A 20,485-nucleotide genomic window follows, 5' to 3' on the forward strand; every position below is an offset into this window, starting at 1 on the left:
CGGCCTTGTGCCGCGATGGGCCGCAGAGCGGCCCCCTGCGGTCTTACAGGATGTAACGCGACAGGTCTTCGTTCTGCGCCAGCTCACCCAGGTGGCTGTTCACATACGCTGCGTCGATCTGGATCGGCGCTTCGTCATGGGTGCTGGCCAGGTCGCCGGCACTGAACGACACCTCTTCGAGCAAGCGCTCGAGCAGGGTGTGCAGGCGGCGGGCGCCGATGTTCTCGGTCTTCTCGTTGACCTGGTAGGCGATCTCGGCCAGGCGCTTGATGCCGTCCGCCAGGAACTCGATGTTCAGCCCTTCGGTCTTGAGCAGGGCCTGGTACTGTTCGGTCAACGACGCGTGCGGTTCCTGCAGGATGCGCTCGAAGTCTTCCGGGGTCAGGGCCTTGAGTTCCACGCGGATCGGCAGGCGCCCTTGCAGCTCGGGCACCAGGTCGCTCGGCTTGCTCAGGTGGAACGCACCCGAGGCAATGAACAGGATATGGTCAGTCTTGACCATGCCCAGCTTGGTGTTGACGGTGCAGCCTTCGATCAGTGGCAGCAGGTCGCGCTGCACGCCTTCGCGGGACACGTCGGCGCCGCCAACGTTGCCACGCTTGGCAACCTTGTCGATTTCGTCGATGAACACGATGCCGTGCTGCTCGACCGCTTCCAGGGCCTTGGCCTTGAGTTCTTCCTCGTTGACCAGACGGCTCGCTTCTTCATCGCGAACCATCTTCAGCGCCTCCTTGACCTTCAGCTTGCGTGCCTTGCGCTTGCCTTTGCCCATGTTGGCGAACAGGCTCTGCAACTGGTTGGTCATTTCTTCCATGCCGGGTGGTGCGGCAATTTCGACGCCCACGGCATCGGCCACTTCGATCTCGATTTCCTTGTCGTCCAGCTGGCCTTCGCGCAGGCGCTTGCGGAACAGCTGGCGGGTGTTGGAATCGGTGCTGGTCTGCGCGGCTTCCTCGGCGAAGCTGCTGACCCGCGCCTGCGGCAACAGGGCGTCGAGAATGCGGTCCTCGGCGGCGTCTTCGGCGCGGTGACGCACGCGGATGATTTCCTGCTCACGGAGCATTTTCAGCGCGGCATCGGCAAGGTCGCGGATGATCGACTCGACGTCGCGGCCGACGTAGCCTACTTCGGTGAACTTGGTGGCTTCGACCTTGAGGAACGGCGCGTTTGCCAGCTTGGCCAGACGGCGGGCAATTTCGGTCTTGCCAACGCCGGTAGGGCCGATCATCAGGATGTTCTTGGGTGTTACCTCGGCACGCAGTTCGGCGGGGAGCTGCATGCGCCGCCAGCGGTTGCGCAGGGCAATGGCCACGGCGCGCTTGGCGTCGTCCTGGCCGATGATGTGGCGGTTGAGTTCGTGGACGATCTCGCGGGGGGTCATGGACATGATCAATAGGGCCCTTGGGCGGATGAATCAGCGTGGAAAAATCCCGCTCGCAGCGGGACGCCAGAACAACTGATTACTCGGCCAGGTCCTGCTCCTCGATGGTCAGGTTGTGGTTGGTGAATACGCAGATGTCGCCAGCGATGTTCAGGGCGGTCTCGGCGATTTCCCGGGCGGAAAGGTCGGTCTTGTTCAGCAGGGCGCGTGCAGCGGCCTGGGCGTACGCACCGCCGGAACCCATGGCGATCAGGCCGTCTTCCGGTTCGACCACGTCGCCGTTGCCGGTGATGATCAGCGAAGCATCCTTGTTGGCTACCGCCAGCATGGCTTCCAGGCGGCTCAGGGAACGGTCTGTACGCCATTCCTTGGCCAGTTCGACGGCAGCACGGACGAGGTGCCCCTGGTGTTTTTCCAGCTGGCCTTCGAAGCGCTCGAAAAGGGTGAAAGCATCGGCGGTCGCGCCGGCGAAGCCCGCGATGACCTGGCCGTGGTACAGGCGGCGCACTTTCTTGGCGTTGCCTTTCATCACGGTGTTGCCGAGGGATACCTGGCCGTCGCCGCCCATGACGACTTTGCCGTTACGGCGGACAGAAACGATGGTGGTCAAGGGGAGAGTCTCCACGCAGCGGGGCGAAAGTGCCTGATGCAGACTCATATGGGGATGGGGGGAAGGATTTCAACCGCAGGGGATGAATGGTCGGCTCGCTCTGCAAGCCTGACGCGGTCGATGTAGCAGCGGCCTTGTGTCGGGAAAGGGTCGCGCAGCGGCCCCAGCAATTCATGCACGATGCAGAAATCCTGGGGCCGAATCGCGACACGAGGCCGCTTCTGCACAAAGCCGGTGTGCGTTTTGTCAGGCCTCGTGGCAAACGTGCCCGTCGACCAAGGTATAACGCACTGCACTCGGCAGGCAGTGGCCGATGAACGGGCAGTTCTCGCCACGTGAGAACCACTGCTCACCAGCCACGGTCGAGGCTTGCGGGTCGAACAGCACCAGGTCGGCGGCGCCGCCCGCCTTCAGCTCACCGGCCGGCAGGCGCAGGGCTGCCGCCGGGCCGCTGCTCAGGCGGGCAAGCAGGGTTGGCAGGTCGAGCAGGCCGTCCTGTACCAAGGTCATGGCCAGCGGCAGCAGCAGCTCGACGCTACTGATGCCCGGCTCGGTGGCACCGAACGGGGCCAGCTTGGCGTCACGCTCGTGCGGCTGGTGATGGCTGGAAATCGCCTGGATCACCCCCGCCTTCACTGCCTCGCGCAGGCCGTCACGGTCGGCGGCGGTGCGCAACGGCGGCTGCACGTGGTACAGGCTGGAGAATTCACGCAGCGATTCGTCGGTGAGGATCAGCTGATACAGCGCGACGTCGGCAGTGACCGGCAGGCCCAAAGCCTGGGCCTGGGCGATCAGCCGTGCGCCGCGGGCACTGGTGATCTGGGTGAAGTGCGCACGTACGCCCGTCTGTTCCACCAGCAGCAGGTTGCGCGCCAGCGCCACAGTCTCGGCGGTTTCCGGGATGCCCGGCAAGCCGAGGAAGCTGGCCATGGGGCCTTCGTGGGCCAGGCCACCCTGGGCCAGGTCGCGATCCTGGGAGTGGAACACCACGGTCAGGTCGAAGGTGGCGGCGTATTCCAGGGCGCGCGCCAGGGTACGGTTGTTGGGGATTTCCTTCAGGCCGTTGCCGAAAGCCACGCAGCCGGTATCGCGCAGGGCCACCAACTCCGCCAGCTGCTCGCCTTCCAGGCCCTTGGTCAGCGCACCGATCGGGTAGACCTTGCTGTTGGCGGCCTCGCGGGCACGGTCAAGGATGAGCTCGGCCACCGCCGAGGTGTCCAGCACCGGCCTGGTCTGCGGCGGGCAGCACAGGCTGGTCACGCCGCCGGCCACGGCGGCGCGGGTTTCACTGGCGATGTTGCCCTTGCGGCTGTAGCCCGGCTCGCGCAGCGACACGCCGAGATCCACCAGGCCTGGTGCGGCGACCAGGCCGGCGGCGTGGATCGTGCGGCTGGCGCTGAACCCGGCCGGGGCGGCGCCGATGGCGGCAATGCGGCCGCCGTCGAGGTGCAGGTCGGTGACCTGGTCGAGGCCACTGTTCGGGTCGATGACCCGGGCGCCAAGAATACTGACGGTCACTGGGCGTTCTCCTGGTCGAATTGACGTTGCGCGTTCTGCCCGCTCATGGCCATGGACAGCACGGCCATGCGCACGGCGATACCGTAGGTGACCTGGTTGAGGATCACCGAATGCTTGCCGTCGGCCACCGCCGACTCGATCTCCACGCCGCGGTTGATCGGGCCGGGGTGCATGACGATGGCGTCGGGCTTGGCACCGGCCAGGCGCGCGGTGGTCAGGCCGAACAGGCGGTAGAACTCGCCTTCGCTGGGTAGCAGGCCACCGGCCATGCGCTCACGCTGCAGGCGCAGCATGATCACCACGTCGACGTCTTTCAGACCTTCGGCGAGGTCGGTGTAGACCTTCACCCCGTACTGCTCGATACCGACCGGAATCAGGGTTTTCGGGCCTACCACGCGAATGTCCTGGCAGCCCAGCGCTTTCAGCGCGAGCATGTCGGAGCGGGCTACGCGCGAGTGCAGGATGTCACCGACGATGGCCACCGACAGGTTCTCGAAGCTGCCCTTGTGGCGACGAATGGTGAGCATGTCGAGCATGCCCTGGGTCGGGTGCGCATGGCGGCCATCACCGCCGTTGATCACCGCAACCTCAGGGCACACGTGCTCGGCGATGAAGTGCGCGGCGCCGGAGTCGGAGTGGCGTACCACGAACATGTCGGCGGCCATGGCTTCGAGGTTGCGCAGGGTGTCGAACAGGGTCTCGCCCTTGCTGGTCGAGGAAGTCGACACGTTCAGGCTGATCACGTCGGCCGACAGGCGCTGGGCTGCCAGTTCGAAGGTGGTTCGGGTACGGGTCGAGTTTTCAAAGAACACGTTGCATACGGTCTTGCCGCGCAGCAACGGGACTTTCTTGACGGCCCGGGCACCAACTTCCAGGAAGGAGTCGGCGGTGTCGAGGATCTCGGTGAGCAGTTCGCGGGGCAAACCGTCGAGCGAGAGGAAGTGGCGCAGCTGGCCCTGGTCATTGAGCTGCAGCGGGCGCTTGGCGTCGATTGGCGTCATCGCGGGGGGACTCTTAAAGGGCGGAAGCGTTGGCGAGGTCCTGGCGCTCGAGGGCGAGCGGTGCGGGTCCGGTCAATTTTACCCGTTCATGGGCGGCCAGCGACAGGGTGGCGCCAAGCACATTCGGGCGGATTGGCAGTTCGCCGGCATCCAGGTCCAGCAGGCAGACCAGGGTGACGCTGGCCGGGCGGCCGTAATCGAACAGTTCATTGAGTGCGGCACGGACCGTGCGGCCGCTCATCAGCACGTCATCCACCAGTATCAGGTGCTGGCCCTCGACTTCGAACGGCAGCTCGGATGGGCGCACCTGCGGGTGCAGGCCGTTCTGGCTGAAGTCGTCGCGGTAGAACGATACGTCCAGGGTGCCCAGGGGGCTGGTGTCGCCCATGGCTTCCTGCAGGGCCTGGGCGACCCAGACGCCGCCAGTGCGGATACCGATATAGCGCGGTTCGGTAATTGCCCGGCGGGCCAGGTGGGCGCGAAGGTCGACAGCCATCTGCCGGATCAGCTCGGCGGGATTGGGTAGGCTCATTGCGGGCTCCTCGGAAGGGTGCGCCGGGCGGGGCCGGCGGCAAAGATGATCAGGTGTTGGCCTCCAGCCAGCCTTGCAGCAACAAGGCGGCGGCAATGGCATCGACCGGGTTGTCACGGTAGCTGCCGCGCTGGCCGCCACGCGCCATGCGCTCGCCTTTGGCCTCGAAGGTGGTCAGGCGCTCGTCGTGGGTGTGTACCGGCAGGTTGAAACGGCCGTTCAGGCGGCGAGCGAACTTTTCGGCGCGGGCGCTCATTTCGCTGGGGGTGCCATCCATGTTCAGCGGCAGGCCGACGATGATGGCGTCAGGCTTCCATTCGGCAATCAGCTTCTCGACCTGAGCCCAGTCCGGCACACCGTTCTGCGCTTTCAAGGTGCACAGCTCGCGGGCCTGGCCGGTAACCACCTGGCCTACTGCCACGCCGATCTGTTTGCTGCCGTAGTCGAAGCCCAGCAGCAGGCGGGGTTCGGTCTGCAATTCGGCCATCAGGCGTGGCCCGCCTGGCTGGTGAGCAGGTTCAGGTTGATGCCCAGGCTGGCGGCTGCGGCTTCCAGGCGCAGGTCGCTGTCCAGGCCGAAGATGATTTCCGGGTCGAACGGGCAGTTGAGCCAGGCATTGTCGGCAAGCTCGGCTTCCAGCTGGCCCGCTTCCCAACCGGCATAGCCCAGGGTGATCAGGCTCTTCTGCGGCCCCACACCTTCGGCGATGGCGAACAGCACGTCCTGCGAAGTGGACAGTGACAGGCCCTGCAGTTCTACGGTGGCCTGGTAGCTGCATTCGCTGCTATGCAGCACGAAGCCACGGTCGGTCTGCACCGGGCCACCCTGGTAGATCGGCACCTGCAGGGTGCTGGCTGGTGGTGCTTCGTCCGGGCGCAACTGTTCGAGGATGTCGGCCAGGTTGAGTTCCTGTGGCCGGTTCACCACCAGGCCCATGGCACCATGGGCATTGTGCTCGACGATGTAGGTGAGGGTCTGGGCGAAGTTCGGATCGGCCATGTGCGGCATGGCGATCAGGAACTGATGCTTGAGGTAGCTCGGCGTGAGGGTTTTCATGGGGGATAGTGTGGCGCCAGGTGGCGGGGCTGACAAGGTGGGGATTTGTGTCATCTGTTTGGTGGCTTTCTTCAGGATTCTAGCGCCTGTGAGATCGAGCGCCGCCACATATCGAAAGCCCTTCACCCAGGGCTAATCTCAATTACTGGACAAACGGTCGCCACGGGCAAAGCGCCAGGTGCGGATGATCTCCAGCCGGTCAAATTCGGCCAGGTCCCCGGTAAACGGCGCAAACGGCGCCGCCAGCCGCACGATGCGCTGCGCCGCCTGGTCGAGCACCGGCTGCCCGGACGATTCCAGCACCAGCACCTCGTACAACGAGCCATCGCGGTTGATCGACACCATCATCCGCAGGTTGCCGTAGATCTGCTGCCGACGCGCCTCCTCGGGGTAATTGAGGTTGCCTACCCGTTCGACCTTCTTGCGCCACTCTTCCTTGTACCAGGCACCTTTGTCACGCATGGTCGATGCCGCATTCAGGCGGTGGATGCGGGGGCGCTTGGCGTACATCTGCTGTTCATTCGACAGTTCGGCTTCGAGGCTGGCGATCTGGCTCGATAGCTGCGAACTGTCGAACTCCGGGGTGGCGGCCGCAGGTTTGGGTTGCGGCTTGCTTTCCTTGGGCTTGGGCTCGACCTTCTGGGCTTTCGGCGCCTTGGTCGCCACGGCGGATTTTTCCGGCGCGGGCGGTGGCTTCACTTCGGGCCTGGCCGCAGGCGGCGGGGTGACCTTGTTGATCTTGCTGTCCTGGAACGGCGCCACCTCGGTGGTGGTGGGTACTGCTTTCTTGTCCAGGGTGCCGCTACCCTGCTGGTTGTCCTGAGCCTGGAAATCGGCCTTTTCCGGCTGCTTTTCGCTCTTGAAAGTGGCCAGGGTGATGTCCATGGTCTGGCGGATTTCCGCCGGCTTGACCACGGTGAAACCCACGCCAAGGATCAGTGCCAGATGCACCAGGGCAGCCAGGAACAGGGTAAAGCCAAGCCTGTCCACCGGGCGAACGCGCGGTGGCAGCAAGTCGGCGGGGATGTCGGCAGGCAGCGTCATCAGGTATCCAGCAACCGCAGGGCGGGGCAGCAGCTCAGTCGAAAAGGACCGGCATCATACCCCACTCCGCGTATTTGCTCCGCGTCGGCGGTCAGCGCGCCTTGAGCTTGCGATCAATGGCATCCATCAGCTGGCCGCCAATATCGGTGTTGTAGGCTGCGTCGATCTCGCGAATGCAGGTGGGGCTGGTGACGTTGATTTCGGTGAGGTAGTCGCCGATCACGTCGAGGCCGACGAACAGCAGGCCCTTCTCGCGCAGGGCCGGGCCGACCTGGGCGGCGATCCAGCGGTCACGTTCGGTCAGTGGGCGCGCCTCGCCACGGCCGCCGGCGGCCAGGTTGCCACGGGTCTCGCCGCTGGCCGGGATTCGCGCCAGGCAGTAGTCGACCGGCTCGCCGTCAATCATCAGGATGCGCTTGTCGCCGTCCTTGATCTGCGGCAGGTATTCCTGGGCCATGATCTGCTGGTTGCCATGCTGGGTCAGCGTTTCGAGGATGACCGACAGGTTGGGGTCGTCCTTGCGGTGGCGGAACACCGAGGCGCCGCCCATGCCGTCCAGCGGCTTGAGGATCACGTCACCACGGCTGTCGGCGAACTCGCGCAGAATATCCACGCGGCGGCTGACCAGGGTCGGTGCCATGCACTGCGGGAACTGCGTGGCGAACAGTTTTTCGTTGCAGTCGCGCAGGCTCTGCGGGCGGTTGACCACCAGCACGCCTTCGCGTTCGGCCTGCTCCAGCAGGTAGGTGCTGTAGACGAACTCCATGTCGAAGGGCGGATCCTTGCGCATGAGGATCACGTCCAGTTCGGCCAACGCACTGTCCTGCTCCTCGCCCAGCTCGAACCAGCGTGCCGGGTCGGCGAACACTTTCAGCGGGCGCATCTGTCCGCGGGCCTGGCCGGCACCCAGGTACAGGTCGCGCTGTTCCATGTAGAACAGGCTCCAGCCGCGCGCCTGGGCGGCCAGCAGCATGGCCAGCGAGCTGTCCTTCTTGTAGGAGATGGACGCGATGGGGTCCATGACAATGCCGAGGCGAACGCTCATGGGGTGGTTCCTCTTGGCGGCGTGCGGCCGCGGTGGATCGAAAGTAAAGTGGCTCAGGGTGGCGCCGTGAACGCCGCTGGTCAAGGGGCGCGGCAGATGGAACGGGCACCCGGAGTGTGCTAAAAATGCCACTCATAGCGCTGTACAACAGGCCTTTGCGGCTGCTGCGCAGCCCGATCGCGACGCAGCGGCCCTACGATTTCGGCATTATCAGCGACGGTAGCCCAACAGATGGAACAACCCCTGAAGGTGATGGTGATCGACGATTCGCGCACGATCCGCCGCACCGCGCAGATGTTGCTCGGTGAAGCGGGCTGCGAGGTGATTACCGCCAGCGATGGCTTCGATGCCCTGGCCAAGATCGTCGACCACAAGCCGAGCATCATCTTCGTCGATGTGCTGATGCCGCGCCTGGACGGCTACCAGACCTGTGCCGTGATCAAGCACAACAGTGCCTTCAAGGACACCCCGGTCATTCTGCTGTCATCACGCGATGGCCTGTTCGACAAGGCCCGCGGGCGGGTGGTCGGGTCCGACCAGTTCCTGACCAAACCGTTCAGCAAGGAAGAGCTGCTCGATGCGATCCGTGCCCACGTGCCCGGTTTTGCCGCAACCCAACAACACGCACCCTGACCGCGCCTCGCCATGGCACGGTCTTTCTTTCCTGATGGGGAAACAGCATGGCCCGAGTTCTGATTGTCGACGACTCGCCGACAGAGATGTACCGATTGACCGGATGGCTGGAAAAGCACGGCTTCCAGGTGCTCAAGGCCAGCAACGGTGCCGATGGCGTGGCCCTGGCCCGGCAGGACAAGCCAGACGCGGTGCTGATGGACATCGTCATGCCCGGCATGAACGGCTTCCAGGCTACCCGGCAGCTCAGCAAGGACCCGGAAACCAGCGCCATTCCGGTGATCGTGGTTACCACCAAGGACCAGGAAACCGACCGGGTCTGGGCCACGCGCCAGGGCGCCCGTGACTTCCTGACCAAACCGGTGGAAGAAGACGCCTTGATCGCCAAGCTCAAAGAGGTGCTGGGGGCTTGACCACCCGCCCGCAGGGCGCGTCGCTGACCGCCTTCGAATTGTTGCTGGACATCGACCGGCGCTGTCGCCTGCTGGTCGCCGACCAGCCGCCGCAGGACAGCCGCCTGCAACAGTGGAGCGGCATCGGCTTCCGCATTGCCGGGCAGTGGTTCGTGGCGCCCATGGGCGAGGTCGCCGAGGTGCTGCGCGAACCGCGCAGCAGCCGCGTTCCCGGTGTGCAGCCCTGGGTCTGCGGGGTGGCCAACCTGCGTGGCCGGCTGCTGCCGGTGATGGACCTGAGCAGCTTCTTTGGCCTGGGCCAGGCCGCCCCGGGCAAGCAGCGGCGGGTGCTGGTGCTGGACCACGAGGACCTGTTCGTCGGCCTGCTGGTGGATGAGGTGCTGGGCCTGCAGCACTTTGCCCTGGACAGCCTGCAGCTGGCGCCGCCGCAGCCGCTGATTCGCGCCGCTGCACCCTTCGTGCAGGGGCACTTCCCGCGTGAACGCAACTGGGCAATCTTCAGCCCCTTCGCCCTGGCCCAGGCGCCGGGCTTTCTCGATGTGGCGTTATAGGACCTGCGAACGTGAACAAGCCTGCCCCACCTGTCACCGCTACTACCGTGACCCCACGTACCCGCAGCATCGCGCAGATCACCATACTGTTCCTGATCCTGATCCTGTCGATCATCCTGCTGTTCGCCAACTTTGCCTACCTCAATACCCAGTCCAACTACGACAAGCAGTACATCGGCCATGCCGGCGAACTGCGGGTGCTGTCGCAACGTATCGCCAAGAACGCGACCGAGGCCGCCACGGGCAAGGCGCTGGCGTTCAAGCTGTTATCGGATTCGCGCAACGATTTCGAACGGCGCTGGGGTTACCTGCGCGAAGGTGACAAGTCCACCGGCCTGCCACCGGCGCCGCCAGCGGTGCGTGACGAGATGGAAGCGGTACGCCGTGACTGGGAGAACCTGCGCAGGAACACCGACACCATCCTGGCCAGCGAACAGACCGTGCTGTCGCTGCACCAGGTGGCGGCGACCCTGGCCGAGACCGTGCCGCAGTTGCAGGTGGAATACGAAAAGGTGGTCGAGATCCTGCTGCAGAGCGGAGCCCCGGCCAGCCAGGTGGCGGTGGCCCAGCGCCAGTTGTTGCTGGCCGAACGCATTCTCGGCTCGGTCAACACTGTATTGGCCGGCGACGACACGGCCGCCCAGGCGGCCGACGCCTTTGGCCGCGATGCCGGGCGCTTCGGCCAGGTGCTGGAGGGCATGCTCAACGGCAATGCGGCGATCCAGGTGACCCGCGTCGAGGATGCCGACGCCCGGGCGCGCCTGGCCGAAATCGCCGAACTGTTCCAGTTCGTCGCCGGCTCCGTCGACGAGATCCTCGAGACCTCGCCCGAGCTGTTCCGCGTACGCGAAGCCGCGGGCAACCTCTTCAGCCTGTCGCAAACCCTGCTCGACGAGGCCTCGCACCTGGCCAACGGCTTCGAGAACCTGGCCGGCGGGCGTACCCTCGACACCGTTGGCGGCTACATCCTCGGCCTGCTGGCGCTGGCCTCGATCATCCTCATCGGCCTGGTCATGGTGCGTACCACCAACCGCCAGCTGCGCGAGACGGCTGAAAAGAACGAACGCAACCAGCAGGCGATCATGCGTCTGCTCGATGAAATCGAAGAACTGGCCGACGGCGACCTGACGGTGACCGTGTCGGTGACCGAAGACTTTACCGGCGCCATTGCCGATTCGATCAACTATTCAGTGGACCAGTTGCGCGATCTGGTCGCCACCATCAACCACAGTGCCATGCAGGTCGCTGCTGCCGTGCAGGACACGCAGAACACCGCTCGCCAGCTGGCCAAGGCCTCCGAACACCAGGCCGAACAGATCAGTGAAGCCTCCGAGGCGGTCGGTGACATGGTCGAGTCGATCGACCGGGTTTCGGCCCACGCCTACGAGTCGGCCAAGGTGGCTGAGCGTTCGGTGGCGATTGCCAACAAGGGCAACGAGGTGGTCCATAACACCATCAACGGCATGGACAACATTCGCGAGCAGATTCAGGACACCGCCAAGCGGATCAAGCGCCTGGGCGAGTCCTCCCAGGAAATCGGCGATATCGTCAGCCTGATCGACGACATTGCCGACCAGACCAACATTCTTGCCTTGAACGCTGCGATCCAGGCCTCGCTGGCCGGTGAAGCCGGCCGGGGTTTTGCCGTGGTCGCCGATGAAGTACAGCGCTTGGCCGAGCGCTCATCGTCGGCCACCCGGCAGATCGAGGCCTTGGTGCGCACCATCCAGGCCGACACCAACGAGGCGGTGATCTCCATGGAGCAGACTACCGCCGAAGTGGTACGCGGTGCGCGCCTGGCCCAGGACGCGGGCGTTGCCCTGGCCGAGATCGAAGGGGTATCGCAAAACCTCGCCGACCTTATCCACAGCATTTCCGACGCCGCCCAGCTGCAGACCTCGTCGGCCGGGCAGATTTCCCACACCATGGCGGTGATCCAGCAGATCACCGCACAAACCTCCGCCGGCTCCAGCGCCACTGCCGACAGCATTCGCCACTTGGCCCGCATGGCCAGCGAGATGCGCCGCTCGGTGTCCGGGTTCACCCTGCCGCCACCTGCAGAGCCGATGAAGGGCTCTGGTGACGCGCCGCGCTGAGGAATGCCAATGGCCGTAGCCGCGATAAGCCCCGAACGCCACGACACCGTGGCACTGGCCTGGACCAAGGCCGCCATCCTCGACTGCCTGGCCCAGGCGCGCCAGGCGCTGGAGCGCTTTGCCGGCGAACCGGGCGACCTGTCGATGCTGGCCTTCGTGGTCGACAACCTACACCAGGTGCACGGTTGCCTGCGCATGCTCGAACTGCGCGGCGCCACCCGCTTGGCCGAGGAGCTGGAACTGTTCGCCAAAGCCTTGGCCGAGGGCCAGGTCAGCCCCCGGGGGGATTGCCTGGGCGCCTTGTTCCGGGGCCTGGAGCAGCTGCCTTCGTATCTGGAACGCCTGCGCGGTGCCCGCCACGACCTGCCACTGGTCATGCTGCCATTGCTCAATCAGCTACGTGCCTGCCGTGGCGAGGAAGCGCTGGTCCAGGCCAACCTGATCAGTGGCGCGGCCCAACGTTTCGCCGGCGCCGACGACCTGGCCAACCTCGACCTGTCGCTGGGCAACTGGCGTGAACAGATGCAGGCCGGGGCGGGACGTGATGCCCTGCGCTCGGTAGTGACCGCGCTGTGTGACGACCTGATGCGCATCAAGGAACGCCTGGACCAGTTCGTGCGTGGTGACCGCCAGCACAGCGAACAGCTGGATGCATTGCTCGCCCCCCTGCGCCACGTGGCCGACACTTTGGCGGTACTGGGTTTCCAGCAGCCGCGCCGGGTGATCATCGACCAGGTGCTGGCGCTGCAGGCGCTGGCCCAGGGCGAACGAGCAGTGGATGACGCAGTGTTGATGGATGTTGCGGGCGCGCTGCTGTACGTCGAGGCCACGCTTAACGGCATGGTCGGGCCGCTGGAGGAAAACGGCCAGGGCGGCCTGCCGGGTTCGGACCTCGCTGAGATCCGCCAACTGGTGTTGAACGAGGCACTGAACGTGCTGCAACAGGCCAAGGACCTGATCGGCGATTGCCTGGAGTCCGGTTGGCCGCGGCAACGCCTGCAACCTTTGCCGGGGCTGTTGCAGCAGGTTCGCGGGGCGCTGGCGATGTTGATGCTGCCAGCCGTGGCTGAGCTGTTCGAAGGCTGCGCCAGTTATGTACAACGCTGGCTGCAGCACCTGGAGGTGGAGCCGCCAGCCGATGAGCTGGCACACTTGGCCGAGGCCCTGAGCGCAGCCGAATGCTACCTGCAGTGGCGGGTGGCCGACCCATTGGCGGATGCCCAGCCGTTCATCGACATGGCCCGCGCCAGCCTGGCGACGCTGGGCGTGCAGTGCACGCAGGATGACACCAGCGCAAGCCGCGATGGCAGCGCTGATGGCATCGATGACGAGTTGCGCGAGGTATTTCTCGAAGAAGCCGGTGAACTGCTGCCGGAAATCGAGCGCCACTGGCTACGCTGGCGTGCCGACAATCAGCAACATGAGGCGCTGAAGGAAATGCGTCGCGCGCTGCATACACTCAAAGGCAGCGGCCGCATGGTGCATGCCGAGGCGGTAGCCGAGCTGGCCTGGGGCGCGGAACACTTGCTCAACCGGGTACTCGAGGGCCGCAGCGTGCTAAGCCCGGAGGGCGTGGTGGCGTTGCAGCGGGTGTTCGTCCACCTGCCCGACCTGCTGGCCGACTTCGCTGCTGGCCATCTGCCGCAACTGAGCGAAATCGAGCAACTGGCCGGGCACCTGCATGCGCTGGCGGAAAACGCTGCGCCGTTGGCAGCGGACCTGAGCGGCTTCGACCCGCAATTGCTGGGCATCTTTCGCAGTGAGGCGCAGGGCCACCTGGCCGGCCTGGATGCTTTCCTGCGCGATGCTGGCGACCACGACACGCCGGTCAGCGATGACCTCCAGCGCGCCCTGCACACGCTCAAGGGCAGCGCCGCCATGGCCGGGGTGATGCCAGTCGCCGAGCTGGCCACGGCCTTCGACCGCCTGGCGCGTGAATACAAGGGTCACCAGTTGCCGCTGCAAATGGCCGAGATCGAATGGCTGCAAGCCGCACGTGCGCTCTTCCAACAAGGCCTGGCCCAACTCGACAGCACGCCGCTGGCGGCCATCCCCGGTGCCGCCGAGCTGATCGAGCAGGTTGGCCAGGCGGTGGACGGGCGGCTGGCCAGCTTGCATGACGGCCCGCAGCATGCGCGGCGCAGCAAGCGCGACCCACAGCTGGTCGCCAGCTTCCTGGCCCAGGCCATGGACATTCTGCTGGATGCCGAGTCGTCGCTTTCTCGCTGGCAGGAGCAACCCGGCCAGCGCGACGCGCTAGACACCCTGCTCGACCAGCTCACTACCCTGGGCCATGCTGCACACCTGGCCGACCTATGGCAGATGGACGATCTGTGCGAGGCCCTACTCGACCTGTACGGTGCCGTGGAGGAGGGCAGCCTGCCCGCCGATGCGCGCTTCTTCGCCCAGGCCCAGCGGGCCCATGAAGCCCTGCTGGACATGCTCGACGAAGTGGCGGCGGGGCAGGACATCACGCCGCGCCCGGCGCTGGTCGACAGCCTGCGCAACCTATTGGGCCAGGCCCTCGCGCCGGGGGCCACCGGCCTGGTCGGCATCGATACGGTCACGCCGCTGCACCCGGACATGGACCTGGCCGATAGCCTGGGCCTGGGGCTGGCGCACAACACTTTGCAACCCACTGCAGCGGAGCCGCTGGTCGAAAAACCGGAAAGCCCTGGCGAAGAACTGCTGGAAGTCTTCCTCGAAGAAAGCTCGGATATCGTCGAGAGCGCCGCTGCAGCGCTGGCGCGTTGGCAGGCCGACCCGCGCAGCAGCGTCGAGGTGGACAACCTCATGCGCGACCTGCATACCCTCAAAGGTGTGGCGCGCATGGTCGAGATCGCGCCAATCGGCGACCTGGCCCACGAGCTGGAGTTCCTCTACGAGCTGCTGGCTGCCGGCCGCCTGCCGCCGAGCGCGCCTCTGTTCGCCCTGCTGCAGAACTGCCATGACCGCCTGGCGCACATGCTCGATGCCGTGCGCCTGGGCCAGCCGCTGCATGCAGCCACGGCGCTGATCGACTACATCCGCAACTTCAGCAGCGCGGCACTGACCGATAGCGCCGCGGGCCAGGGCCCGGTCGGCACTGCCGCCAGCGAGGCGCCGGCGGCGCTACCGGAGCGTGCGCCTGGCGACATGGTCAAGGTCGATGCCGAGCTGCTCGACGAGTTGGGCAACCTGGCCGGTGAACACTCAGTCATCCGCGGACGCATCGAGCAGCAGGTCAACGATGCCCAGTTCACCCTCAACGAGATGGAAACCACCCTCGAGCGTATGCGCGACCAGTTGCTGCGCCTGGACATCGAGACCCAGGGGCGGATTTCCAGCCGGCAGCAGATCGAAGGCGATGCCTATGACGACTTCGATCCGCTGGAGATGGACCGCCATTCGCAGCTGCAGCAGCTGTCGCGGGCCCTGTTCGAATCCGCCTCGGACTTGCTCGACCTCAAGGAAACCCTGGCCCAGCGTGCCCAGGAGGCCCACAGCTTGCTGCAACAGCAGGCGCGGGTGAACAGCCAGTTGCAGGAAGGCCTCACCGCCACCCTGATGGTGCCCTTCGAACGCCTGGTGCCGCGCTTGCAGCGTGTGGTGCGGCAGGTGGCCAGCGAGCTGGGCAAGCAGGTGGAACTGGTTGTCGGCAACGCCGAAGGCGAGCTGGACCGCAGCGTGCTCGAACGTATGGTGGCGCCGCTGGAGCACATGCTGCGCAATGCCGTCGACCACGGCCTGGAGAGCCGGGAAATGCGCTTGGCAGCCGGTAAGCCGGAGCAAGGCACCATCCACCTGAATCTGTTGCATGAAGGCGCTGACATCGTCATCGAAATGACCGACGACGGCGCCGGTGTGCCGCTGGAAGCGGTGCGACGCAAGGCCATCAAGCGCGGCCTGCTGGACCCGCAGGCGCATTTGAGCGATCACGAGATCCTGCAATTCATCCTGCGCCCAGGCTTTTCCACTGCGGAAAAGATCACTCAGATTTCCGGGCGTGGCCTGGGCATGGACGTGGTGCACGAAGAGGTCAAGCAACTGGGCGGCTCGATGAGCATCGAGTCGGCTCAGGGCAAAGGCGCGCGCTTCCTGATCCGCCTGCCGTTCACCGTGTCGGTCAACCGTGCGTTGATGGTGCATCTGGGCGAAGAGCAGTACGCCATTCCGCTGAACACCATCGAGGGCATTGTCCGCGTGCCGCCCGCTGAATTGGCGGCGTGCTACCAACTGGACACGCCGCGGTATGAATACGCCGGTCATGAATACGAGCTGCGTTACCTGGGCGAACTGTTGCAGGGCATGCCGCGCCCGGCCTTGCTGGGGCAAAGTGTGCCGCTGCCGGTGCTGCTGGTGCATTCCCAGGAACAATCGTTCGCGATCCAGGCGGACGCCCTGTCGCCCAGCCGCGAAATCGTGGTGAAGAGCCTGGGGCCGCAGTTTGCTGCGGTTGCCGGGTTGTCGGGGGCGACATTGCTGGGCGATGGCCGTGTGGTGCTGATTCTTGACCTGCTGGGCCAGTTGCGCGGCCAGCAGCGGCGCCTGGCGCGTCTGCCCGGTGGCGGTGCAGCCCAGCGCCAGGTGTTCGGGCCGGCACCACGGCGGGCTGTGCTGGTGATGGTGGTGGACGACTCGGTAACCGTGCGCAAGGTCACCAGCCGCCTGCTCGAGCGCCACGGCATGAGTGTGCTGACGGCCAAGGACGGGGTCGATGCCATGGCCCTGCTGGAAGAGCACCGCCCGGATGTGCTGCTGCTGGATATCGAGATGCCGCGCATGGACGGTTTCGAGGTTGCCACGCGCATTCGCCGTGACGAGCGGCTGAAAGACCTGCCGATCATCATGATCACCTCGCGCACCGGGCAGAAGCACCGCGACCGCGCCATGGCCATTGGCGTCAACGAATACCTTGGCAAGCCGTACCAGGAGTCGGTCCTGTTGCAGAGCATCGCCCAGTGGAGCCAGACCCATGCTTGAACTGATCGCCGGCCAGCGCAGCAGCCTGACCGGGTTGTTGCTGCCGCTGGGCGACCGCACCCTGGTGTTGCCCAATGTCGCGGTGGCCGAGTTGAGCGGCCAGCGCAACGTGCTGTGCCAGCGCGGCGAGCCGGCGTGGCACCTGGGCTGGATCGACTGGCGCCAGCAACGCCTGCCGCTGATCGGCTTCGAGGCCGCATGCGGTGGCGAAACGCCTTGCGGCGAGCGGGCGCGTGTGGTGGTGCTCAATGCCCTGGGCGATACCGGCCTGCGCTACCTGGCGCTGTTGCTGCAGGATATCCCGCGCTCGTGCAAGCTCGACAGCCAGCTCAACTACGTGGACGTGGCGCTGGGCCGGCTGGAGCTGGCAGCGGTACAGGTGGGTGAGCAGGTGGCGCGGGTGCCGGACCTGGTCGGGCTGGAGCGGCTGGTGCGTGACGCTGATCTGCAACCTGGCCTTGGTTAGGATGTGCAACCAAGCGTTGGGTCGTTTGGCTGATGCGGTCGTTGTAGGCGCGTCTGAGCCTGACGGGCCACGATAGGAACGGAACACACTGGCGCAGGAACCCAGCCCGCCGCAGGAGGTCTGTGTTTGCATGTACTACGGTGAACGCTTCAACGCCTGGACCCACCTGGTCGGTGCTGTCCTGGCCTGTATCGGTGCCATCTGGCTGATCGTGGCCGCGGGCCTGCAAGGCGACCCGTGGAAGATCGTCAGCTTTTCCATCTACGGCAGCACCCTGCTATTGCTGTACAGCATTTCCACGCTGTACCACAGCACCCGCGGACGGGCGAAGGTGATCATGCGCAAGCTCGATCACCTGTCGATCTACTTGCTGATCGCCGGCAGCTACACGCCGTTCTGCCTGGTCAGTTTGCGTGGCCCGTGGGGCTGGAGCCTGTTCGGTATCGTCTGGGGACTGGCGGTAATCGGCATGCTGCAGGAGATCAAGCCGCGCTCCGAAGCGCGCATCCTGTCGATCATCATCTATGCGCTGATGGGCTGGATCGTGCTGGTGGCGGTGCAGCCGCTGCTGCATGCGCTGGGCACCGCCGGTTTCGCCTGGCTGGCCGCCGGCGGTGTGTTCTACACCGTCGGCATCATCTTCTTTGCTTTCGACAGCCGCTTCCGCCACTGGCACGGCATCTGGCACCTGTTCGTGATTGCCGGCAGCCTGATGCACTTCGTGGCGGTGTCGTTCTATGTGCGCTAGTCAGAAGTCGCCCCACAACTGCTGCGCCACCGACAGGGCCACCACGGGCGCGGTTTCGGTGCGCAGCACCCGTGGGCCGAGGCGCGCGGCATGGAAACCGGCGGCGTTGGCCCGGTCGACCTCTGCTTCGCTCAAGCCGCCTTCGGGGCCGATCAGGAAGGCCAGGGTGGCCGGCCTGGCATGGCTGGTGAGCGGCTCGGCAACCGGGTGCAGCACCAGTTTCAGGTCGGCCCTGGCGCTGTTCAGCCATTCGTCCAGGGTCACTGGTGGGTGAATGAGCGGCAAGGTCGAGCGGCCGCATTGCTCGCAGGCGCTGATCGCTACCTGGCGCCAGTGGGCCAGGCGCTTGTCGGCGCGCTCGTCCTTCAGCCGCACTTCGCAACGTTCGCTGACGATCGGGGTGATTTCTTTTACCCCCAGCTCGGTGGCCTTCTGGATCGCCCAGTCCATGCGCTCGCCGCGGGACAGCCCCTGGCCGAGGTGGACATGCAACGGTGAATCGGCCTGGCCTGCGAGGGCCTGGTCGAGGCTGACGCGTACGGTCTTCTTGCCCACTTCGAGCAACTGGCCACGGTACTCCTGACCGCTGCCGTCAAACAGCTGCACGGCGTCGCCGGGGGCCATGCGCAGCACGCGGCCGATGTAGTGGGCCTGGGCTTCGGGCAGGTCGTGCTCGCCGAGGCTCAGGGGGGCGTCGATGAAGAAGCGGGACAGTCTCATGGTTTAGCTCGGACGGAAAGGGATCATGTGACCCTGTGGGAGCGGGTTTACCCGCGAATGCGGCGGTGAGCCCGCTATCGCATTCGCGGGGTGAACCCGCTCCCACAGGGTTAGATGGCAGGCTGTAGGGCTAGCCCGGGTCGCGGAAGTCGGGGTGGAAGTTGGCCGGTACCGCCACGCTGACGCTGTCGCGGGTGGCGATGTCGATACCTTCGCTGGCCACTTCTGCGAGGAAGTCGATCTGCTCCGGGGTGACAACATAAGGCGGCAGGAAATACACCACGCTGCCCAGCGGGCGCAGCAGGGCGCCACGGGTCAGGGCATGCTCGAACACCTTCAGGCCGCGTCGCTCCTGCCACGGGTAGGCGACCTTGCCAGCCTTTTCCTTGACCATCTCGATGGCCAGGGCCATGCCGGTCTGGCGGATTTCGGCGACATGGGCATGCTCGGCCAGGTGCGCGGTGGCGCTGGCCATGCGCGCAGCCAGGGCCTTGTTGGATTCGATCACGTTGTCCTGTTCGAAGATGTCCAGCGTCGCCAGTGCCGCAGCACAGGCAAGCGGGTTGCCGGTATAGCTGTGCGAGTGGAGGAATGCGCGCAGGGTCGGGTAGTCGTCGTAGAACGCCTGGTAGACCTTGTCGGTGGTCAGGCAGGCGGCCAGCGGCAGATAGCCCCCGGTCAGGGCCTTGGACAGGCACAGGAAATCCGGGCGGATGCCGGCCTGCTCGCAGGCGAACATCGTGCCGGTACGGCCGAAGCCCACGGCGATCTCATCGTGGATAAGGTGCACGTCGTAGCGGTCGCAGGCCTCGCGCAGCAGCTTGAGGTACACCGGGTGGTACATGCGCATGCCGCCGGCGCCCTGGATCAACGGCTCGACGATTACCGCACTGATCGAGGCGTGGTGTTCGGCCAGGGTCTGCTCCATGGCCTGGAACATGTTGCGTGAATGCGCTTCCCAGCTCATGCCGTCGGGACGCAGGTAGCAATCGGGGCTGGGCACCTTGAGGGTATCGAGCAGCAGTGCCTTGTAGGTTTCGGTGAACAGCGGCACATCGCCGACCGACATGGCAGCGATGGTTTCGCCGTGGTAGCTATTGGTCAGGGTGACGAAGCGCTTCTTGCCTGGTTTGCCGACGTTCTGCCAATAGTGAAAGCTCATCTTCAGTGCCACTTCGATGCACGACGAACCGTTGTCGGCATAGAACACCCGGTCGAGCCCAGCCGGGGTCATGGCCACCAGGCGCTCGGACAGCTCGATCACCGGCTGGTGGCTGAAACCGGCCAGGATCACGTGCTCCAGCTGGTCGACCTGGTCCTTGATGCGCTGGTTGATACGCGGGTTGGCATGGCCGAACACATTGACCCACCAGCTGCTCACCGCGTCCAGGTAACGCTTGCCTTCGAAGTCTTCCAGCCACACGCCTTCGCCGCGCCGGATCGGGATCAGCGGCAGCTGCTCGTGGTCTTTCATCTGGGTACAGGGGTGCCACAGGACCTTGAGGTCACGTTGCATCCACTGGTCATTGAGGCCCATCGGCACTTCTCCTGGCTTGCGGCTTGGTTCGACCGCGTAAGCCTAAGCAATGGCGCCGGGCAGGACAACCGCTGCGGTTCAATGGCGGTGGGGGCCGCCACCTTCGAGCGTACCGGTGACCGCGCTACCGGCAAAAAAGTCATCTGGCAAAAGCACTTGATGTCGCTGTGCT

Annotated in this window: 18 protein-coding genes; 7 read left to right on the plus strand and 11 right to left on the minus strand. The window is 65.4% G+C overall.

The features are described 5' to 3' along the window. Nucleotides 1–43 precede the first annotated feature (43 nt). From hslU to gshB, 9 genes are all read right to left on the minus strand, one after another. Nucleotides 44–1,387, minus strand: coding sequence for an ATP-dependent protease ATPase subunit HslU (hslU, locus tag B4L76_RS21570; protein WP_015272084.1), 1,344 nt, complete (start codon nucleotides 1,385–1,387; stop codon nucleotides 44–46). 73 nt (nucleotides 1,388–1,460) lie between these two features. After that, complete coding sequence (hslV, locus tag B4L76_RS21575; protein WP_025340909.1) at nucleotides 1,461–1,991, minus strand: ATP-dependent protease subunit HslV; 531 nt, start codon at nucleotides 1,989–1,991, stop codon at nucleotides 1,461–1,463. Between the two features lie 246 nt (nucleotides 1,992–2,237). Beyond that, a complete protein-coding gene (locus tag B4L76_RS21580) occupies nucleotides 2,238–3,509 on the minus strand; it encodes a dihydroorotase (RefSeq protein WP_296235153.1) in 1,272 nt (423 codons plus the stop codon). Continuing rightward, nucleotides 3,506–4,510, minus strand: a complete 1,005-nt coding sequence (locus B4L76_RS21585; protein ID WP_296235154.1) for an aspartate carbamoyltransferase catalytic subunit — start codon at nucleotides 4,508–4,510, stop codon at nucleotides 3,506–3,508. The genes B4L76_RS21580 and B4L76_RS21585 overlap by 4 nt, the downstream gene beginning before the upstream one ends. 13 nt (nucleotides 4,511–4,523) lie before the next feature. Beyond that, the gene (pyrR, locus tag B4L76_RS21590; RefSeq protein ID WP_296235155.1) at nucleotides 4,524–5,042 is read right to left on the minus strand and encodes a bifunctional pyr operon transcriptional regulator/uracil phosphoribosyltransferase PyrR; all 519 of its coding nucleotides are present in this window, start codon (nucleotides 5,040–5,042) and stop codon (nucleotides 4,524–4,526) included. A 49-nt stretch (nucleotides 5,043–5,091) separates the two neighbouring features. Next, on the minus strand, nucleotides 5,092–5,529 hold the full coding sequence (ruvX, locus tag B4L76_RS21595) for a Holliday junction resolvase RuvX (protein ID WP_296235156.1): 438 nt from the start codon (nucleotides 5,527–5,529) through the stop codon (nucleotides 5,092–5,094). Beyond that, nucleotides 5,529–6,098: a YqgE/AlgH family protein gene (locus tag B4L76_RS21600; protein ID WP_296235157.1), complete on the minus strand. Its 570-nt coding sequence runs from the start codon at nucleotides 6,096–6,098 to the stop codon at nucleotides 5,529–5,531. Before B4L76_RS21600 ends, ruvX begins: the two co-directional genes overlap by 1 nt. A gap of 138 nt (nucleotides 6,099–6,236) precedes the next feature. Then, nucleotides 6,237–7,142, minus strand: coding sequence for an energy transducer TonB (locus B4L76_RS21605; RefSeq protein WP_296235158.1), 906 nt, complete (start codon nucleotides 7,140–7,142; stop codon nucleotides 6,237–6,239). A gap of 91 nt (nucleotides 7,143–7,233) precedes the next feature. Then, nucleotides 7,234–8,187, minus strand: a complete 954-nt coding sequence (gene gshB, locus B4L76_RS21610; protein ID WP_296235159.1) for a glutathione synthase — start codon at nucleotides 8,185–8,187, stop codon at nucleotides 7,234–7,236. 231 nt (nucleotides 8,188–8,418) lie between these two features. Here gshB and B4L76_RS21615 point away from each other — a divergent pair, with 231 nt between their 5' ends. From B4L76_RS21615 to trhA, 7 genes are all read left to right on the plus strand, one after another. After that, nucleotides 8,419–8,820, plus strand: coding sequence for a response regulator (locus tag B4L76_RS21615; protein ID WP_296235160.1), 402 nt, complete (start codon nucleotides 8,419–8,421; stop codon nucleotides 8,818–8,820). A 47-nt stretch (nucleotides 8,821–8,867) separates the two neighbouring features. Next, nucleotides 8,868–9,233 (plus strand): twitching motility response regulator PilH, encoded by a 366-nt coding sequence (gene pilH / locus B4L76_RS21620; protein ID WP_296235161.1) that lies wholly within the window; start codon nucleotides 8,868–8,870, stop codon nucleotides 9,231–9,233. Beyond that, a complete protein-coding gene (locus B4L76_RS21625; RefSeq protein ID WP_296235162.1) occupies nucleotides 9,230–9,784 on the plus strand; it encodes a chemotaxis protein CheW in 555 nt (184 codons plus the stop codon). The genes pilH and B4L76_RS21625 overlap by 4 nt, the downstream gene beginning before the upstream one ends. Before the next feature lie 47 nt (nucleotides 9,785–9,831). Further along, entirely contained in the window at nucleotides 9,832–11,880 is a 2,049-nt protein-coding gene (locus B4L76_RS21630; RefSeq protein WP_296235184.1) for a methyl-accepting chemotaxis protein, read from the plus strand. Between the two features lie 9 nt (nucleotides 11,881–11,889). After that, complete coding sequence (locus B4L76_RS21635) at nucleotides 11,890–16,842, plus strand: Hpt domain-containing protein (protein ID WP_296235163.1); 4,953 nt, start codon at nucleotides 11,890–11,892, stop codon at nucleotides 16,840–16,842. Continuing rightward, on the plus strand, nucleotides 16,835–17,308 hold the full coding sequence (locus tag B4L76_RS21640) for a chemotaxis protein CheW (RefSeq protein ID WP_296235164.1): 474 nt from the start codon (nucleotides 16,835–16,837) through the stop codon (nucleotides 17,306–17,308). Before B4L76_RS21635 ends, B4L76_RS21640 begins: the two co-directional genes overlap by 8 nt. Nucleotides 17,309–17,438: 130 nt before the next feature. After that, nucleotides 17,439–18,056, plus strand: a complete 618-nt coding sequence (trhA, locus tag B4L76_RS21645) for a PAQR family membrane homeostasis protein TrhA (protein WP_225779516.1) — start codon at nucleotides 17,439–17,441, stop codon at nucleotides 18,054–18,056. Here trhA and B4L76_RS21650 read toward each other — a convergent pair whose 3' ends face one another. Together B4L76_RS21650 and B4L76_RS21655 are read right to left on the minus strand one after the other, a co-directional pair. After that, complete coding sequence (locus B4L76_RS21650; RefSeq protein WP_296235165.1) at nucleotides 18,057–18,776, minus strand: 16S rRNA (uracil(1498)-N(3))-methyltransferase; 720 nt, start codon at nucleotides 18,774–18,776, stop codon at nucleotides 18,057–18,059. It abuts the gene before it with no gap. A 130-nt stretch (nucleotides 18,777–18,906) separates the two neighbouring features. Next, nucleotides 18,907–20,313 (minus strand): adenosylmethionine--8-amino-7-oxononanoate transaminase, encoded by a 1,407-nt coding sequence (locus tag B4L76_RS21655; protein WP_296235166.1) that lies wholly within the window; start codon nucleotides 20,311–20,313, stop codon nucleotides 18,907–18,909. Between the last annotated feature and the right edge of the window lie 172 nt (nucleotides 20,314–20,485).

Source organism: Pseudomonas sp. UBA4617 (assembly GCF_002386445.1).
Taxonomy (GTDB): Bacteria; Pseudomonadota; Gammaproteobacteria; order Pseudomonadales; family Pseudomonadaceae; genus Aquipseudomonas.

What these genes read in the sequence shown, in the direction of transcription:
- hslU (WP_015272084.1), bottom strand. Translation starts at nt 1,387, where the DNA reads ATGTCCATGACCCCCCGCGAGATCGTCCACGAACTCAACCGCCACATC.
- B4L76_RS21585 (WP_296235154.1), bottom strand. Translation starts at nt 4,510, where the DNA reads ATGACGCCAATCGACGCCAAGCGCCCGCTGCAGCTCAATGACCAGGGC.
- pyrR (WP_296235155.1), bottom strand. Translation starts at nt 5,042, where the DNA reads ATGAGCCTACCCAATCCCGCCGAGCTGATCCGGCAGATGGCTGTCGAC.
- ruvX (WP_296235156.1), bottom strand. Translation starts at nt 5,529, where the DNA reads ATGGCCGAATTGCAGACCGAACCCCGCCTGCTGCTGGGCTTCGACTAC.
- B4L76_RS21600 (WP_296235157.1), bottom strand. Translation starts at nt 6,098, where the DNA reads ATGAAAACCCTCACGCCGAGCTACCTCAAGCATCAGTTCCTGATCGCC.
- B4L76_RS21605 (WP_296235158.1), bottom strand. Translation starts at nt 7,142, where the DNA reads ATGACGCTGCCTGCCGACATCCCCGCCGACTTGCTGCCACCGCGCGTT.
- gshB (WP_296235159.1), bottom strand. Translation starts at nt 8,187, where the DNA reads ATGAGCGTTCGCCTCGGCATTGTCATGGACCCCATCGCGTCCATCTCC.
- B4L76_RS21615 (WP_296235160.1), top strand. Translation starts at nt 8,419, where the DNA reads ATGGAACAACCCCTGAAGGTGATGGTGATCGACGATTCGCGCACGATC.
- pilH (WP_296235161.1), top strand. Translation starts at nt 8,868, where the DNA reads ATGGCCCGAGTTCTGATTGTCGACGACTCGCCGACAGAGATGTACCGA.
- B4L76_RS21635 (WP_296235163.1), top strand. Translation starts at nt 11,890, where the DNA reads ATGGCCGTAGCCGCGATAAGCCCCGAACGCCACGACACCGTGGCACTG.
- B4L76_RS21640 (WP_296235164.1), top strand. Translation starts at nt 16,835, where the DNA reads ATGCTTGAACTGATCGCCGGCCAGCGCAGCAGCCTGACCGGGTTGTTG.
- trhA (WP_225779516.1), top strand. Translation starts at nt 17,439, where the DNA reads ATGTACTACGGTGAACGCTTCAACGCCTGGACCCACCTGGTCGGTGCT.
- B4L76_RS21650 (WP_296235165.1), bottom strand. Translation starts at nt 18,776, where the DNA reads ATGAGACTGTCCCGCTTCTTCATCGACGCCCCCCTGAGCCTCGGCGAG.
- B4L76_RS21655 (WP_296235166.1), bottom strand. Translation starts at nt 20,313, where the DNA reads ATGGGCCTCAATGACCAGTGGATGCAACGTGACCTCAAGGTCCTGTGG.